Below are 15,611 nucleotides of genomic sequence, written 5' to 3'. Positions count from 1 at the left end.
CCCCAACGTGTTTTTATGAAAACCAAAGTGAAAATAATCCTTCGTTAATGCCCAAGTTATACATATAATAAAGGCCGAACAGAATACTGATAATTCCTGCAACATTGTTTAATTTTCGATTAATTTGTTTTCCAGATGTCAATACAAATGGCAGGCTGATAATTGTTGAAAAGGAGAGCATGCCAATTACGGTGCCACAACCAAAGATTAGGATATACAATGCGCCTTCCCAGACGGTCGAGACCGTGCTCATCGTTAAAAGCACCATTGCGGCGCTTCCTGCAAGGCCGTGGATAAACCCGATGAAAAACGACTTCAGCTGCGGCCGGCTCTTGCCGTTTAACGCTTCGCTAGGATGACTGTGCTTATGGGGAACAACCGAATGAAGACTTGACAGACCTAAGGTGACAAGCATAAGCCCGACTAAAAATTCCAGGCTTAAGGCAAGCGTGTCTGTGATGGTATTCTTAGCGACAATCATTGCCATGCCAAATATAAACAATGTGGCTGTATGCCCAATTCCCCAGTAGATTCCGGCAAACGCCGAACGTTTGATATTTTTTGATTCGCTGGCAATGGTGGAAACGGCAATAACATGGTCAGGTTCGATTGCATGCTTGATTCCAAGCAGAAATCCAAAAAATAATACTGATAAAAACGTCCCCGACATTTTTTGGCACCTCCAAAATATGTGTCTACAAAATTATCTTACAGGAAAAAACATCCACCTTTTGGCGAAATCTTGACAAATTTCCGAGAGATTGTTGTGAGGCAAGCATCATGATTCATATACTAGAAAAAAACATTAAAACATGAGCAGAGGTATTTCCTTTCTGATTTACTAAAGTGTTAAAATAGAGTGAATGAAAAAATGGAGGCACTTGTATGAAAACAAAATTAGGTTTGTTATATGGCGGAAAATCTGCGGAGCATAAGGTATCAATGCAAACGGCTCTAGCGGTTATTAAGGCATTAAATCTTGAAAAATTCGATATTTATCCGATTTACATAAATGTAGATGGCCAGTGGATTAAAGGGCCGCAATTAACCGCTCCACCAGAAAATATTAGCCAGCTTGAATTTTCCCAAGCGGGCCAGCTGTCAACAGCCTCACTTACCCCGGCGCTATTCCAGGCAGAGCAGCAGGAAAATGCACAGCTTGATGTCATTTTCCCGCTTTTGCACGGGCCTAACGGCGAGGACGGAACCGTACAGGGATTACTGGAACTTTTAAACCTTCCGTATGTCGGTAACGGAGTTCTGGCCTCTGCAGCCGGTATGGATAAAGTGATGATGAAAAATGTTTTTGCCCAGGCTGACCTAGCCCAAGTTCATTACGTTTCGTTTATTAAAAGCGAATGGCAGAAGGACCAGGAAGCGGCCTGTGCCAAGGTTGAAGCCGCAATTGGTTATCCGTGCTTTGTCAAACCGGCCAATCTCGGATCGAGTGTTGGAATCAGCAAGTGCCGAAACAGAGCGGAATTACAGACGGCGTTCATAGAGGCGTTCCAGTTTGACCGAAAAGTAATTATTGAAGAAGGTGTCGTGGCTCGCGAAATCGAAGTTGGCGTCCTTGGAAACGATGAACCGGAATGTTCAGTTGCCGGTGAAATTGTTCCGAAAAAGGATTTTTATGACTATAAAGCGAAATATGAAGATGGCGATACGGCCCTGATCATTCCAGCCGATGTAACAGAAGAGGAGTATGAAGAAATTAAAGATATGGCAATACGCTCCTTTAAAGCGTTGGATTGTTCCGGACTGGTGCGCGCTGATTTCTTTTTGACAAAGGAAGGGAAAGTCCTGATTAATGAGGTAAATACCATGCCTGGCTTTACCCCATTCAGCATGTTCCCGCTATTGTGGAAGCATACCGGTGTCGAGTATCCGGAACTAATCGAGCGTCTTGTTAATCTAGCGAAGGAAAGGCATGCCGAAAAGCAGCAGATTAAATACACGTTCTAAGACTGACATGACACGGCTCGCTAATGCCGTGTCGATTTTATATTGAAGGAGGGTTAACCGATGATAAAACGATCATTAAAGCAAATTGCCGAGATGGTTTCTATACAAAATGACATTACCCCGTTTGCTGATATCGTCATTTCAGGGGTTACCATCGATTCGCGAAAAATTGAACGCGGGAACCTGTTTGTGCCATTTCAGGGGGAGCATGTAGACGGCCATGATTATGTCATCCAATCGATTCATAATGGTGCGGCAGCCGCGTTATGGCAAAAGGATGTCCCGAACCCGCCGAAGGATCTGCCAATTTTGCTAGTAGATGACTGCCTGGTGGCACTGCAGGAATTGGCCCGCAGCTATCGCAGGGAGTTATCGGTAAAAGTCGTTGGCATTACAGGCAGCAACGGCAAGACGACAGCCAAGGATATGACGTCTAGCTTGTTGGCGTTAGAATATAAGGTGCAAAAAACGGAGGGCAATTTTAATAACCATATTGGCCTGCCATTAACCGTACTGGGCTTACGGGAAGATACGGAAATTGCTGTTTTGGAAATGGGGATGAGCGGCAGGGGAGAAATTGAATTCCTGACCAAGCTTGCCTGTCCGGATGCCGTTGTGATTACCAACATTGGCGAATCCCACCTGCTTGACCTTGGTTCAAGAGAAGGCATTGCCGAAGCAAAGCTTGAAATTCTTCAGGGGCTAAAAGAAGGCGGACTAGCTGTCCTGCACGGAGATGAACCGTTGTTGATGGAACGGATTCACCGCTTTAAAGGCAATATCGAGGTGCAGACCTTTGGCCGAAGTGATACAAATAATCTGTACCCAACTGAAATCCATCAGCTGGATCAAGGAAACAGTTTTAAAATTAATGCTTCGGCTGAAACCTTTGAATTGCCTGTATTGGGAACACATAATATTCTTAATGCTCTAGCTTCGATGCTGATTGCCCGCCACTTTTCCATACCATTTGAAAAAATGAAGGAAGGGCTCCGCAGAGTCAAGCTGACAAATATGCGTATGGAACTCGTCGAAGGCAAGCATGGCGAAAAGGTCATCAATGATGCCTATAATGCCAGCCCAACTTCCATGATGGCAGCCATTGAACTGGTGGCCAACCTTCGCGGCTATGACCGAAAACTCCTGGTTCTCGGAGATATGCTTGAGCTGGGGCCGCAGGAGGAACAGTATCATTATCAAATTGGCGAAGGTTTGGATCCTGATAAAATTGATTTCGTGTTCACCTTTGGGGTACTAGGCAGTCATATTGCCCAAGGAGCGCGTAAGACCTTAGGGGAACAGCGGGTTTTTGCTTTTATGGAAAAAAGTGAACTTATTAAAGAACTAGAGCAGCATGTCAATAACCATTCGCTCGTACTTGTAAAGGCTTCAAGGGGCATGAAATTGGAAGAAGTGGTCAAAGCACTGCAAAGCTGACAGTTTCCCCTATTGTGGGTTTTATTTTTAACAATAATTAGGGACAAGGCTGTAATTAATGCCTTGTCCCCATTTGCATATTCATCATGAAGATGGTATGATTATTTACAATGTGTCTAATGATGATTAAATGAAAACTCTCGTATCGGCCGGCCGTTTTATGGCTGCTCGTTTGACGTAGTTGAATTTATGTGTACGGAATCAAGAAAGTTTGATTTTGTTTTGGTAAATGAGGGCATACTCCTTGGGAGGAATGTCTTTTTTTTGGTAAAATATATAATGTGAATTGAACCGTAACGGGAGAATAGATTTGGCACTGAATATCAAAAATATTCTTAAATAGATGAAGGAGATTGAAAACATTGACCAAGTTTGAAGATTTAGGTATAAGCCAGGCGACGTTAAAAGCTGTCCTGCGCATGGGTTTTGAGGAAGCTACCCCGATCCAGTCAGAAACGATTCCATTGAGCTTAGAAAATAAAGACGTAATTGGCCAAGCTCAGACGGGGACTGGTAAGACGGCAGCATTTGGAATCCCATTGGTTGAAAAGGTTGATACGAGCTTAGAGGCGATTCAGGGGATTATCATTGCCCCAACACGGGAGCTGGCGATCCAAGTATCCGAGGAGCTCTATAAAATCGGGGCGGGCAAGAGAGTGCGCGTCTTGCCGATTTACGGCGGCCAGGACATCGGACGGCAAATCCGTTCATTAAAGAAAGCTCCACATATTATTGTCGGTACACCGGGACGGCTTCTCGACCATATTAACAGAAGAACCATGCGTCTTGACAATATTCAGACCGTAATTCTAGATGAAGCGGATGAAATGCTCAACATGGGCTTTATTGAGGATATTGAATCCATTTTGGCGGGGATTCCTGAAGAGCGCCAGACATTGCTGTTCTCGGCGACAATGCCGGGGCCAATTCAGCGCATTGCGGAAAAATTCATGAAGGATCCTCAGATTGTCCGCGTGAAAACGAAAGAAATGACTGTACCTTTGATTGAGCAATATTATGTGGAGGTTCAGGAAAAGAACAAATTTGATATTTTAACAAGACTTCTCGATATTCAATCACCTGAACTGGCGATTGTGTTCGGACGAACAAAGCGCCGTGTCGACGAATTATCAGAGGCATTAAACCTGCGCGGCTATACTGCTGAAGGTATCCATGGCGATTTGAGCCAGGCGAAGCGCTTGTCTGTCCTGCGCAAGTTTAAAGAAGGTTCGATTGATGTGCTTGTGGCAACAGACGTAGCGGCTCGCGGCCTAGATATTTCCGGTGTGACCCACGTGTATAACTTTGACATTCCTCAAGATCCGGAAAGCTATGTTCACCGTATTGGCCGTACTGGCCGTGCCGGCAAAACCGGTGTGGCAATGACGTTTATAACACCGCGCGAAAAGCCATATTTGTTTGTAGTGGAAAAAACCACGAAGCGTAAAATGGAAAGAATGAAGCCACCAACCCTTGATGAGGCATTGGAAGGCCAACAGCGTGCAGTGGTTGATAAGATTTTAGCAACCATTGATTCGAACAACCTACAATATTACAGAGCGGCTGCTGAGGAATTACTGGAAGCCAATGATGCCGAGACTGTTGTTGCAGCAGTTTTGAAAATGCTGACGAAAGAGCCGGACACAACACCGGTGAAGCTGACAGAAGAAGCGCCGCTTCCAAATAAACGGGAAAGAAAGTCATTTGACCGTGGCGACCGTGGCGGAGACCGCCGAAGAAGGGATGATTCTCGCAGCTACAGATCTGATGACCGCCGGAAAAAGGCGCCCGTAAAACCGCGCGGCGACCGCAGACCTAGCGGCAGTAAGCCGAAGTCAAAAAGCTACAATCATCAATAAGATTATTTAAAAAGCATGGACCGTTGCGGTCTATGCTTTTTTTGTGCTCTAGGGAGGAGATTGAGACAAAGGAAAGCTGTCTAAAAGACAAAAAGGGTGGGGTTAGAGTGGAAAGTGTCTAATAGACAGCTTCTAAAAGACAAAATGGGTGGGGTTAGAGTGGAAAGTGTCTAATAGACGTCTTCTAAAAGACAAAATGGGTGGGGTTAGAGTGGAAAGTGTCTAATAGACAGCTTCTAAAGGACAAAATGAGTGCTGTTAGAGTAAAAGTGTCTAATAGCGCGTTACGCAATAGCAGTCTACCCCCGATCCAGACATTTTGCGCACTAGTCCCCCTAATCATTTCCATGTATACTTATATGTGGTAAGCCGCAAAGGGGGTATACGTATGCTAACTGAACCACAAAATCGAATTTCGTCAAAAGCGTTAACGGTGTGGCGGATATCAGGGGTCATTAGAGCAGTTGTCGAGTGGTCAATCGTTGCTACAGCGATCGTCCTGCTGCATATTTTCGAAGGACCTCAATGGATATCCATCATACTCATCATACTTGGCGTTATTTTTACCATATTACATATATTGATCTTTCCGTCACTCAGGTGGAAGCGCTGGCGCTATGAGGTCAGGGAAGAAGAACTGGAACTGCAGGAGGGAATCTTTATCCGCACCCGTACGCTTGTCCCGATGGTACGCGTCCAGCACGTCGACACAGTCCAGGGGCCCATTCTTAGAAACTACAAACTGGCTTCTGTGATTGTTCATACGGCAGCAACCATGCATACCGTTCCCGCCCTCGATGAAATCGAAGCCGATGAGCTGCGCCACTACATATCAAAATTGGCAAGGGTGGTGGAGGAGGATGTTTGAACCGAAACGGCTTCACCCGATTGCCACCGTGATTAATACACTTAAGGGAATTAAAAACATGTTGATTCCTGTGGCTGCCATTCTCTTTTCGGCCGGTCGAGATGGCGGATTATCAATGATTTTTTCTCTGATAGTCGCACTCGTAATCGTCCTTTTCACCTTTGTTTCCGGCATCTTGTCGTGGTACCGCTATACATACAGAATCGAAAATGACGAGGTTCGGATTGAATATGGGATATTCGTTCGGAAAAAACGCTATATACCTTTTGAAAGAATCCAAAGCATGGATTTAACCGAAGGTATTTTGCAACGATTATTTGGGCTTGTTAAAGTGAAAATTGAAACAGCCGGGAGTAGCGGCGACGATGAGGCGGAAGCCGTCCTATCAGCCATCTCCAAGGGAGAAGCAAGTCTCATTCAAGACTATGTCGCGGCAGCGAAAAATGCCGATACCCGGGACACGCAAGCCGAACCGGAAATCGAGCAAATTTTTAACATCTCCACCCGGCAATTGGTCATTCTCTCATTGACCTCCGGCGGCACCGGGGTGGTGATTTCCGCCCTCTTTGCCTTGCTGTCGCAGTTTGATGATTTCATCCCGTTTAAAAGACTGTTCAGGGGCATCGAGGACTGGGCGATTCATAACCTAATAACCATCGTTATTTTCGTCTTTATCGGCCTATTTATCGCCTGGATGATCGGCCTCATCATCACGATGCTAAAGTATGCGAACTTTGCCGTGGTGAAAAAAGAAGGGGACCTCATCATATCCCAAGGGCTGCTGGAAAAAAAGCAAATAACCGTTCCTTTAAAGCGGATTCAGGCCATTCGTATCAATGAACCGATAATCAGGCAGCTGATTGGCTATGGTACGGTCTATATTGAAAGCGCCGGCGGGTCCTCCGCGAACGAGGAAGGAGCCAATGTTACTTTGCTTCCAATCGTAAAGGTAGACCAGATTCGGGCCATCATCGGGCCTTACCTGCCGGAATATGCTCTAACAACAGCTTTCACCCCATTGCCAAAGCGGGCCAAGCGGCGATATCTGTTTCGGAGCTGGTTTTTTACAATCCCGGTTGTCACGGCGGCCATAATTTTTCTGAAAATCTGGGGCTTGCTGTCGTTAATCCTTTTGGCACTTGGATCGTTCTGGGCCATCGCAAAGTTCAAGGCGGGCGGGTGGAATATTCACCAGCGCCAGTTGAGTTTGAGGTATCGAACCATAGATCGCGTGACCATTTTTATGTTGAAAAATAAAATTCAAAGCCTCGAAATGCAGGAAAGCTATTTTCAAAGGAGACAGGATTTGGGAACAGTCGGGGCGTCAGTATCATCTGGATTTGGCGGGGCAGGCGGCACGGTGTCCGATCTGGAAATAAGTGATGTACAAAAAATTTATCAATGGTATTCAAGAGAAAAGCAAAAACAGGGCAGCCTAGATTAGCGGTTAAGCCCTGTTTTTTTGTGGAACTGCCCCCAATATAAAACCGCCGAGCAGTCCAAACAGGTGGGCCGTGATATTAATATTCGGCTCAATAAATGTCATAATTAAGCTGATTACGCAAAGTGTGATGATGATTTGCGAGTTTTGCTTGGAAAGTCTATCTTTATGAAAAACAATCATAGCGATATAATAGCCAAAAAGCCCAAAGATTGCCCCGCTCGATCCGACGTGGGTGTAAGTCAGTGGCTCCAGCAATAAGGTGGCAACATTGGCAATAAAACCGGAAACTAGATACACAAGCAAAAATCTAACTCCGCCAAGCATCCGTTCCAGCGCTGGTCCGAATAACACCAGAGAAAAACTGTTAAACAGCATGTGCGAAAAACCGCTGTGCATAAAGGTGGGGGTAATGAGCCGCCAAAATTCCCCCTCCATAATATAAAGATTCACCCCGGATAGGTTTTCGATGAACCAGAAGTTTGGGAATACTGGTAGAATGGTTAAAAGATATAAGACGATATGGATCGCAACTATAAACGAAACAATCGGATAGAAGCGAAGAAACTCACTGAAGCTCTCGGTTCTAGTGAACATGGCCAAACCTCCCTCAATAACCATGATAGACGTTTTCTTAACCTTGTACACTATTATGCACCTGTAAATTTAAATAGAAGGAAGATTGCAATGATTAAAGGAATCGGCATAGATATAATTGAACTTTCCCGAATCAAGGAGTTGATCAGCAGGCAAAAAAAATTCGTCGACCGAATCTTAACGGAAGCAGAAAAACAGCGATTTGAAGCCTTGCCGGAGCGGCGAAAGGTTGAATTTTTAGCTGGGAGGTTCGCGGCCAAAGAGGCCTTTGCCAAAGCGGTTGGTACCGGTATTGGGAAGGACCTTTCCTTTCTGGATATTGAGATTGCCTCGGATGACCTCGGCAAGCCCTACATTGTAAAGCCCGAGGCGAAGGGACACCTATCTATCTCACACAGTAGAGACTATGCGGTTGCCCAAGTCATTCTCGAGGATTAATTTTTTTAGGCTTGTTTACTTCATTAGCATATTCCCACGGGTTGTCTCATATATTCGTAGAGAATTAGGAGAGACAAGGTCAGCTATGGTCATTTCGGTTATCACTGCCTGATCCCTGCCTTTCTCTTCTCAATAATATGAAATGAGACAAGAAGGGGTTGAAGGAATGAGGAAAAAGTTGTTGCTGCTCATCACAGGGCTAATCGCCATCTTCATGCTCGCCGCCTGCGGCTCTAAATCGCAAGAAGATATAGTGAAGGAGCTGGATGGAAAGCAGAAAGCCTTAACAAGCTACAAGGCTCAAGCAAAAATGACTTTAAAGATGGGGTCAGATTCACAGGTTTACGACGTGGAAATCTGGCATATGGATCCGAACTTCTATCGCGTTAATCTGAAAAATGCGGAGAAAGATCAAAGCCAAATGATATTAAGGAATAACGAAGGCGTGTTTGTGCTGACGCCAGCATTGAAAAAGAGCTTCCGCTTCCAAAGCGATTGGCCACAAAACAGCAGTCAGGCCTACCTGTACGAGTCCCTGATCAATGATATTGTTGCCGACAAGGAAGCCAAATTCTCGACTACGAAACAACACTATGTGTTTGAAACAAAAACCCGCTATCAAAATAATAGTATGCTACCCATACAGGAAATTAAACTGAATAGAAAAGATTTATCGCCAGCTGTGGTAAAAGTGATGGATCCGGATCGCAATGCCCTGGTGACAGTTGAATTTGCCAAAGTAAAATTTAATGCTGATTTTGACAAAGACGACTTCGATATGAAGAAAAACATGACCCGTGCCGAGCTTAACATGCCGGCAATGGCAGGTGGCGGCGACCAATCCTTCACGATTAAATACCCGACATATGAAATTGCAGGCACCAAGCTTACCGGAGAAAAAGAAGTGAAGATTGAGGACGGCAAGCGTGTAGTCCTAACCTATGACGGCAAGAAGAAATCATATACTCTGGTTCAGGAGAAAGTAAAAGCAAAAGCCGCAGCAACGTCCCCAACGTATGTGGACGGCGACCTGGTTGACCTTGGCGTCACAATTGGCGCGGTAACAGACAATTCCATCAGCTGGACACAGGATGGGGTCGATTATATGATTGCCTCGAAAAACCTGACACGTGAAGAAATGATTGAAGTGGCTAAATCGGTCCAAGGTGAAGCGGTTAAATAATATGATGCAAATACAGGCTCCAGTGCTGGGCCTGTATTTTGTTTGGCTGCTTTTAAAATTTGGAGACTGCTCTTGTTTTTTGCTAAAATGAAACAATAATCATTTAAACATTTGGGAAGTGGAATTATGGAGGAGCAGGAATATTTTTATCGGGATACATGGGTAGAAGTCGATTTGGATTGTATCTCAGAAAATGTTTCCGCCGTAAAAAAGCTTCTGCCTGCTGATGTGGCCCTTTTTGCTGTGGTTAAAGCAAATGCATATGGGCATGGAGATATCCAGGTGGCAAAGACGGCGCTTGATGCCGGGGCAGTCTATTTGGCGGTTGCGTTTATGGATGAAGCGATTGCTTTAAGGAATAACGGAATCACAGCACCTATTCTTGTGCTGGGGGCGACGCGCCCGCAGGATGTGAAAGTTGCATCGGACTTTAACATCACGCTAACCGTATTTCAGGAAGAGTGGCTACACGAAGCGGCCAAGCATTTGCCGCAGGACGCCAAGGTGACGGTTCATATTAAGGTCGACACCGGAATGGGGCGGATTGGAGTCCGAAACAGTGAGGAATTAAAGCAATTGGAGCGGCTGATTTCGGAGGACGGGCGATTTGTATTTGAAGGCATTTTTACGCACTTTGCCACGGCAGATGAAATGGATAACACTTATTTTGAGCAGCAATTTGTGCGATTTGAAAAAATAATCGGCGAGTTGGAACGCAGGCCTAAATACATCCATTCCAGCAATAGTGCAGCTGCAATTCGATTTCCAAAGGCCTATTTTAATGCGGTTCGGCTTGGTATTGCCATGTATGGTTTAACCCCTTCTCCGGAGATGGAAAAAGAAATACCTTTCCCGCTAATGGAGGCTTTTGCGTTAAAGGCAAAGCTTGTCCATGTGAAAAAATTGCCAAAGGGCGAAAAAGTCAGTTACGGGGCAACCTATGAGAGTGGAGAAGAGGAGTGGATCGGCACGATACCGATCGGTTATGCTGACGGCTGGATTCGCAGGCTGCAGGGACAGGAAGTGCTCGTGAACGGCAAGCGGTCGCCGATTGTCGGAAGAATCTGTATGGATCAATGCATGATTCGCCTCTCAGAGCAGGTACCGCTTGGGACGACTGTTACATTGATCGGCAGGGCAGGGAATGAAGAGATTTCCGTCAATGAGATTGCTGCCAAACTGGAGACGATTAATTACGAAGTACCCTGCATCATCGCCAAACGCGTACCCCGACTTTATAAAAAAGGCGGGAAAATTGTCGAGTCAAAAAATTATCTTCTTTGAAAAAATTAGTCGTTTTTTTTAAAACTTCAACATATTTATGTGAGGGCGGCTGATTTGTGCATAAAAGAACGAAAGATTGGCTTATAATACAATAGGAATGATATTTAGTCTATGCATCGGCTGTGAATAGTGCTATTATAAAAGATGGTATAGATAATTTATTTTTTACTGCCCTTTTTTGGGTGCCAATAACCATGGTTGAATTTTGCGTATAGAAAGAAAAAAGCATAAAAAAAATTGGTGTGTAGTGATGGTGGAGGTGTATGTTTGTGTCTGAATCCAGCGCAACTACGGAAATCTTAGTAGAATTACCGCAACATCTGTTAACCGAGTTAGATGGTTTCGTTAAGCTCGAAAACGTAAACCGCAGTGAGTTTATCTACCAAGCAACAAAGATGTATTTACGCGAACGTAAAAAGAGACAAATTCGCGAGTCCATGAGACGCGGATACATGGAGATGGCGAAGATTAATCTATTGATTGCATCTGAGGCATTCCAGGCAGAATATGAGGCAGAGCATACAGTCGAACGTCTAGTTAGCGGAGGATAATCCCTTGATTGTCAAACGTGGTGACGTATATTTCGCGGACCTATCCCCAGTTGTTGGTTCTGAACAAGGCGGTGTCCGTCCGGTACTTGTCATCCAAAACGACATCGGGAATCGGTTTAGTCCCACAGTTATTATTGCAGCGATTACGGCTCAAATTCAAAAAGCGAAGCTTCCTACTCATGTTGAAATTGATGCGAAGCGCTACGGATTTGAACGAGATTCGGTCATTCTGTTAGAGCAAATTCGCACAATTGATAAGCAGCGGTTAACCGATAAAATAACCCATCTCGATGACGAAATGATGGAGAAAGTGGATGAAGCCTTGCAAATCAGCCTTGGTCTCATCGAATTTTAAGCAATATGCGCTCTTTATTTAAAGGGCGCTTTTTCATACATAATGCTGTTCTCATACTCAACTGCTCAGGCAAGCTTAACGGCTTGCTTTTCTTTTTGAAATGAAATACCCAACTGATTTTGCTAAAATGGGTAAAGATGGATTGGAGGTTATTCAAGTGACTGAAACATTGGTAAAAGACGATCAGCTATTAAGCAAAGTAGCTGCTGAACTGGCTATATCTTTTAAACAAGTAAAAAGCGTAATAGGCTTATTAGACGAAGGGAATACCGTCCCGTTTATTGCCCGCTACCGGAAGGAAATGACCGGAGCGCTTGATGAGGTGCAAATTCGCTCCATTCAGGAACGCTGGCAATACATCCAAAACCTCGAACAGCGTAAAGAAGAAGTCTTGCGGATTATCGCTGAACAGGGAAAATTGACAGACGATCTCCAAAAAAGCATAGTCAAAGCGGAAAAACTCCAAGAGGTGGAGGACTTATACCGCCCTTATAAACAAAAACGCCGGACCAAAGCGACGATTGCCAAAGAAAAAGGATTGGAACCGCTGGCACAATGGCTGCTAACTTTTTCAAACGAAAGTATCGAGGAAAAAGCAAAAGAATTTCTTTCCGAAGAAAAAGCGGTCCTCACAATTGAGGATGCACTTACGGGGGCCAAGGACATCATCGCCGAAATGGTTTCCGATGATGCTGACGGCCGAAAATGGATCCGCCGCGAAACATTTAAATCAGGTGCTGTGGTCTCGATTGTCAAGGAAGCCGAAAAAGACGAGAAAAACGTTTATGAAATGTACTATGAATATGAAGAACCGGTCAATAAAATTGTTCCGCACCGCATCCTGGCGTTAAATCGCGGCGAAAAGGAAGAGATCCTGCGGGTTTCAATTAAAATGAATCCCGATGTCGTCATTAACTATCTGTCGAGAAAATGGATTAAAAAACAGCATGCTCCTTCTGCAGCCTATGTTTTGGAGGCGATAGAGGATAGCTATAAACGGCTGATTCAGCCTTCCATCGAGCGGGAAATCCGCGGTGAGTTGACCGAAAAGGCGGAAGAACAGGCGATACACATCTTCTCTGAAAATCTTCGTAATCTGTTATTGCAGCCGCCTCTAAAAGGAAAGATGGTATTGGGGGTTGACCCGGCTTATCGGACAGGCTGTAAGCTTGCGTTAGTTGATGAAACCGGGAAGGTTTTAAAGATAGACGTTATTTATCCGCATCCTCCTGTTTCAAAAACGAAGGAAGCTAAACAGAAGTTTATCAATATACTTCGTGAGTTTAATGTAGAAATGGTTGCAATCGGAAACGGGACAGCGTCCAGGGAAACCGAGCAATTTGTCGCAGATATTTTAAAAGAAGCAGGAGGAGAAATCTTTTATTTAATTGTCAATGAGGCAGGGGCGAGTGTGTACTCAGCCTCAGACATTGCACGAGAAGAGTTTCCGAACCTCCATGTAGAAGAAAGAAGTGCGGTTTCAATTGCCCGCCGCCTCCAAGACCCTTTGGCGGAACTTGTGAAAATTGACCCGAAATCAGTAGGTGTCGGCCAATACCAGCATGATGTGTCACAAAAACGGCTGTCCGAGTCCTTGCACTTTGTCGTGGAGACAGCTGTGAACCAGGTGGGAGTCAATGTAAATACTGCCTCTTCCTCGTTGCTGCAGTATGTCGCCGGGCTTAATAAAACCGCAGCCAACAATATTGTAAAAATGCGCGAAGAGGCCGGGAAGTTTACCAGTCGTTCGCAATTAAAGAAAGTCCCGCGTTTGGGTGCAAAAACGTTTGAACAGGCGATTGGATTCCTTCGTGTATTGGACGGAAAGCAGCCGCTTGACCGGACTGGCATTCACCCGGAAAACTATTCCGAGGTTGAAAGATTGCTGAAGAATCTTGGTTTTTCCGCAGCCGATTTAGGGTCGGAAGAGTTAAAAACCGCATTAAACGGGCTAGATCTCAAGGTTGTTTCAGAAGAGCTCGCAATTGGAGAATTAACTTTAAAGGATATTGTTGATGCACTGGTGAGACCAGAACGGGATCCGCGAGATGAACTTCCTGCACCGCTATTGAAAAAGGATGTTTTAAAGCTGGAGGACCTCAAGCCGGGTATGGAACTGCAAGGTACAGTCCGGAATGTGGTTGATTTTGGCGCGTTCGTCGATATTGGCGTCAAGCAGGATGGGCTTGTGCATATCTCCAAGCTAAGCAACCGCTTCGTCAAACACCCGCTCGACATTGTATCCGTTGGGGATGTCGTCACAGTCTGGGTAGATTCAGTCGATATGAAAAAAGGCCGCGTCGCGTTGACGATGCTAAAGCCTTCCTAATGCACAAAACACTGCTCTTATTGGCAGTGTTTTTTTCTGTAAAAAAACCAGCATTGGTTTAGCAGTTTGATCTGATAGCGGTTCTTTTCATAAAAAGCTCTTTTCATTTGGTTTTGAAACCAAGTGGGCATTATGAAAACCTCCCAAAAAGTTAAATCTCATAAGGGGTATAAACAATATATGCTATAATAGGTTGTCACGTTCGAAAGAAAGTGGGGAGACCGAAAAAATGAAAGACGCAGAACTTCAAGTGCTCGTTGAACAAATCTCAATTGAATCTTTTGGCAAGCCGTTTCGCCATAAAGCGACATTTAACCCGAGATTACGTTCAACCGGAGGTCGTTATTTGTTGGGAACCCATAATATTGAAATCAATAGAAAATATCTCGACCAGCTGGGCGAAACCGAATTAATCGGGATCATTAAACATGAATTATGCCATTATCATCTTCACCTCGAGGGGAAAGGCTACCAGCATCGGGACCCGGAATTCAAATTTCTTTTGAAAAAAGTCGGGGCGCCACGATTTTGCAACCAGCTCCCGGACGTGAAGAAAAAACGAACCGTGAAGAAAATCCTTTTATATAAGTGTTCAAATTGCAATCTTTCCTTCCAGAGAAAAAGAAGCATCAATACAAGTAAGTATGTTTGCGGAATTTGCAAAGGAAAGCTGGTAAAGGTAAAGGAGATTCAGATTGGATAAGGATTTCCTTCATCCAGTTATTTCTATTAAAAATCGTATTGACTTTAGCATGCTACGTTATTATAATTTAAAGAGTCGAAAGGACGACAACCTGTTTTAGAGGTTGTGAAATTGGGATTATTCCGCAGTAGCTCAGTGGTAGAGCTATCGGCTGTTAACCGATCGGTCGTAGGTTCGAATCCTACCTGCGGAGCCATATTGGGGAAGTACTCAAGTGGCTGAAGAGGCGCCCCTGCTAAGGGTGTAGGTCGCGTAAGCGGCGCGAGGGTTCAAATCCCTCCTTCTCCGCCAGCTAAATAAAATTCGGCCCCTTGGTCAAGCGGTTAAGACACCGCCCTTTCACGGCGGTAACACGGGTTCGAATCCCGTAGGGGTCATCAGGGATGGGGAATGAAACGCAATTCATTTCCTGTTTCTTATCTAATTTAATGAATATTGGGCTATAGCCAAGCGGTAAGGCAACGGACTTTGACTCCGTCATTCGTTGGTTCGAATCCAGCTAGCCCAGCCATTTAACTCGCGGGTGTGGCGGAATTGGCAGACGCACCAGACTTAGGATCTGGCGCCGCAAGGCGTGGGGGTTCGACTCCCTTCACCCGCA

Annotated in this window: 15 protein-coding genes and 5 tRNA genes; 17 read left to right on the top strand and 3 right to left on the bottom strand. The window is 44.9% G+C overall.

All coding sequences use genetic code 11. The annotated features are described in order from the left end of the window. Window positions 1–13: 13 nt before the first annotated feature. Window positions 14–670, bottom strand: a complete 657-nt coding sequence (locus AR334_RS27005; RefSeq protein WP_066321455.1) for a sulfite exporter TauE/SafE family protein — start codon at window positions 668–670, stop codon at window positions 14–16. Between the two features lie 215 nt (window positions 671–885). On the opposite strand from AR334_RS27005, the gene AR334_RS27000 reads away from it, so the two are divergent. From AR334_RS27000 to AR334_RS26980, 5 genes are all read left to right on the top strand, one after another. Continuing rightward, on the top strand, window positions 886–1,965 hold the full coding sequence (locus AR334_RS27000) for a D-alanine--D-alanine ligase (protein WP_066321453.1): 1,080 nt from the start codon (window positions 886–888) through the stop codon (window positions 1,963–1,965). Between the two features lie 60 nt (window positions 1,966–2,025). Continuing rightward, a complete protein-coding gene (gene murF, locus AR334_RS26995) occupies window positions 2,026–3,402 on the top strand; it encodes a UDP-N-acetylmuramoyl-tripeptide--D-alanyl-D-alanine ligase (protein ID WP_066321450.1) in 1,377 nt (458 codons plus the stop codon). Window positions 3,403–3,764: 362 nt separating this feature from the next. Further along, on the top strand, window positions 3,765–5,261 hold the full coding sequence (locus tag AR334_RS26990) for a DEAD/DEAH box helicase (protein ID WP_066321448.1): 1,497 nt from the start codon (window positions 3,765–3,767) through the stop codon (window positions 5,259–5,261). Between the two features lie 388 nt (window positions 5,262–5,649). Next, entirely contained in the window at window positions 5,650–6,129 is a 480-nt protein-coding gene (locus AR334_RS26985) for a PH domain-containing protein (protein WP_066321445.1), read from the top strand. After that, entirely contained in the window at window positions 6,122–7,573 is a 1,452-nt protein-coding gene (locus AR334_RS26980) for a PH domain-containing protein (protein ID WP_066321443.1), read from the top strand. Before AR334_RS26985 ends, AR334_RS26980 begins: the two co-directional genes overlap by 8 nt. Before the next feature lie 3 nt (window positions 7,574–7,576). Here the strand turns inward: AR334_RS26980 and AR334_RS26975 are convergent, their stop codons facing one another. After that, window positions 7,577–8,167, bottom strand: a complete 591-nt coding sequence (locus tag AR334_RS26975) for a rhomboid family intramembrane serine protease (RefSeq protein WP_066321440.1) — start codon at window positions 8,165–8,167, stop codon at window positions 7,577–7,579. Between the two features lie 90 nt (window positions 8,168–8,257). On the opposite strand from AR334_RS26975, the gene acpS reads away from it, so the two are divergent. The 6 genes from acpS (at window position 8,258) to AR334_RS26945 (ending at window position 14,307) form a co-directional block, all read left to right on the top strand. Then, a complete protein-coding gene (gene acpS, locus AR334_RS26970; protein ID WP_066321438.1) occupies window positions 8,258–8,605 on the top strand; it encodes a holo-ACP synthase in 348 nt (115 codons plus the stop codon). A 166-nt stretch (window positions 8,606–8,771) separates the two neighbouring features. Further along, entirely contained in the window at window positions 8,772–9,788 is a 1,017-nt protein-coding gene (locus AR334_RS26965; protein ID WP_066321437.1) for an outer membrane lipoprotein carrier protein LolA, read from the top strand. 126 nt (window positions 9,789–9,914) lie between these two features. Continuing rightward, the gene (gene alr / locus AR334_RS26960) at window positions 9,915–11,072 is read left to right on the top strand and encodes an alanine racemase (RefSeq protein ID WP_066321436.1); all 1,158 of its coding nucleotides are present in this window, start codon (window positions 9,915–9,917) and stop codon (window positions 11,070–11,072) included. Window positions 11,073–11,341: 269 nt separating this feature from the next. Continuing rightward, window positions 11,342–11,623, top strand: a complete 282-nt coding sequence (locus tag AR334_RS26955) for a CopG family ribbon-helix-helix protein (RefSeq protein WP_066321588.1) — start codon at window positions 11,342–11,344, stop codon at window positions 11,621–11,623. A gap of 4 nt (window positions 11,624–11,627) precedes the next feature. Next, on the top strand, window positions 11,628–11,978 hold the full coding sequence (gene ndoA, locus AR334_RS26950; protein WP_019156408.1) for a type II toxin-antitoxin system endoribonuclease NdoA: 351 nt from the start codon (window positions 11,628–11,630) through the stop codon (window positions 11,976–11,978). A gap of 157 nt (window positions 11,979–12,135) precedes the next feature. Next, window positions 12,136–14,307 (top strand): Tex family protein, encoded by a 2,172-nt coding sequence (locus AR334_RS26945; protein ID WP_066321434.1) that lies wholly within the window; start codon window positions 12,136–12,138, stop codon window positions 14,305–14,307. 17 nt (window positions 14,308–14,324) lie between these two features. Here AR334_RS26945 and cmpA read toward each other — a convergent pair whose 3' ends face one another. Then, a complete protein-coding gene (cmpA, locus tag AR334_RS29765) occupies window positions 14,325–14,438 on the bottom strand; it encodes a cortex morphogenetic protein CmpA (protein WP_156431412.1) in 114 nt (37 codons plus the stop codon). Between the two features lie 98 nt (window positions 14,439–14,536). Between cmpA and AR334_RS26940 the strand changes: the two genes are divergently transcribed. The 6 genes from AR334_RS26940 to AR334_RS26915 all read left to right on the top strand — a co-directional run bounded on the left by AR334_RS26940 (window position 14,537) and on the right by AR334_RS26915 (window position 15,611). Then, entirely contained in the window at window positions 14,537–15,010 is a 474-nt protein-coding gene (locus AR334_RS26940) for a SprT family protein (RefSeq protein WP_066321433.1), read from the top strand. A gap of 121 nt (window positions 15,011–15,131) precedes the next feature. Continuing rightward, window positions 15,132–15,206, top strand: a tRNA-Asn gene (locus AR334_RS26935). Window positions 15,207–15,210: 4 nt separating this feature from the next. Continuing rightward, window positions 15,211–15,301 (top strand) — tRNA-Ser (locus AR334_RS26930). Between the two features lie 14 nt (window positions 15,302–15,315). Beyond that, a tRNA-Glu gene (locus AR334_RS26925) sits at window positions 15,316–15,387 on the top strand. A gap of 59 nt (window positions 15,388–15,446) precedes the next feature. Then, window positions 15,447–15,521: transfer RNA gene (locus tag AR334_RS26920), tRNA-Gln, on the top strand. Window positions 15,522–15,529: 8 nt separating this feature from the next. Beyond that, window positions 15,530–15,611: transfer RNA gene (locus AR334_RS26915), tRNA-Leu, on the top strand.

The sequence above is a fragment of the Bacillus sp. FJAT-29814 genome (assembly GCF_001510715.1).
GTDB lineage: Bacteria > Bacillota > Bacilli > Bacillales > Cytobacillaceae > Neobacillus.
This window is presented reverse-complemented; position numbering and strand designations above follow the sequence as displayed.

What these genes read in the sequence shown, in the direction of transcription:
- AR334_RS27000 (WP_066321453.1), top strand. Translation starts at nt 886, where the DNA reads ATGAAAACAAAATTAGGTTTGTTATATGGCGGAAAATCTGCGGAGCAT.
- AR334_RS26965 (WP_066321437.1), top strand. Translation starts at nt 8,772, where the DNA reads ATGAGGAAAAAGTTGTTGCTGCTCATCACAGGGCTAATCGCCATCTTC.
- AR334_RS27005 (WP_066321455.1), bottom strand. Translation starts at nt 670, where the DNA reads ATGTCGGGGACGTTTTTATCAGTATTATTTTTTGGATTTCTGCTTGGA.
- alr (WP_066321436.1), top strand. Translation starts at nt 9,915, where the DNA reads ATGGAGGAGCAGGAATATTTTTATCGGGATACATGGGTAGAAGTCGAT.
- AR334_RS26985 (WP_066321445.1), top strand. Translation starts at nt 5,650, where the DNA reads ATGCTAACTGAACCACAAAATCGAATTTCGTCAAAAGCGTTAACGGTG.
- AR334_RS26980 (WP_066321443.1), top strand. Translation starts at nt 6,122, where the DNA reads ATGTTTGAACCGAAACGGCTTCACCCGATTGCCACCGTGATTAATACA.
- AR334_RS26940 (WP_066321433.1), top strand. Translation starts at nt 14,537, where the DNA reads ATGAAAGACGCAGAACTTCAAGTGCTCGTTGAACAAATCTCAATTGAA.
- cmpA (WP_156431412.1), bottom strand. Translation starts at nt 14,438, where the DNA reads ATGCCCACTTGGTTTCAAAACCAAATGAAAAGAGCTTTTTATGAAAAG.
- acpS (WP_066321438.1), top strand. Translation starts at nt 8,258, where the DNA reads ATGATTAAAGGAATCGGCATAGATATAATTGAACTTTCCCGAATCAAG.
- AR334_RS26975 (WP_066321440.1), bottom strand. Translation starts at nt 8,167, where the DNA reads ATGTTCACTAGAACCGAGAGCTTCAGTGAGTTTCTTCGCTTCTATCCG.
- murF (WP_066321450.1), top strand. Translation starts at nt 2,026, where the DNA reads ATGATAAAACGATCATTAAAGCAAATTGCCGAGATGGTTTCTATACAA.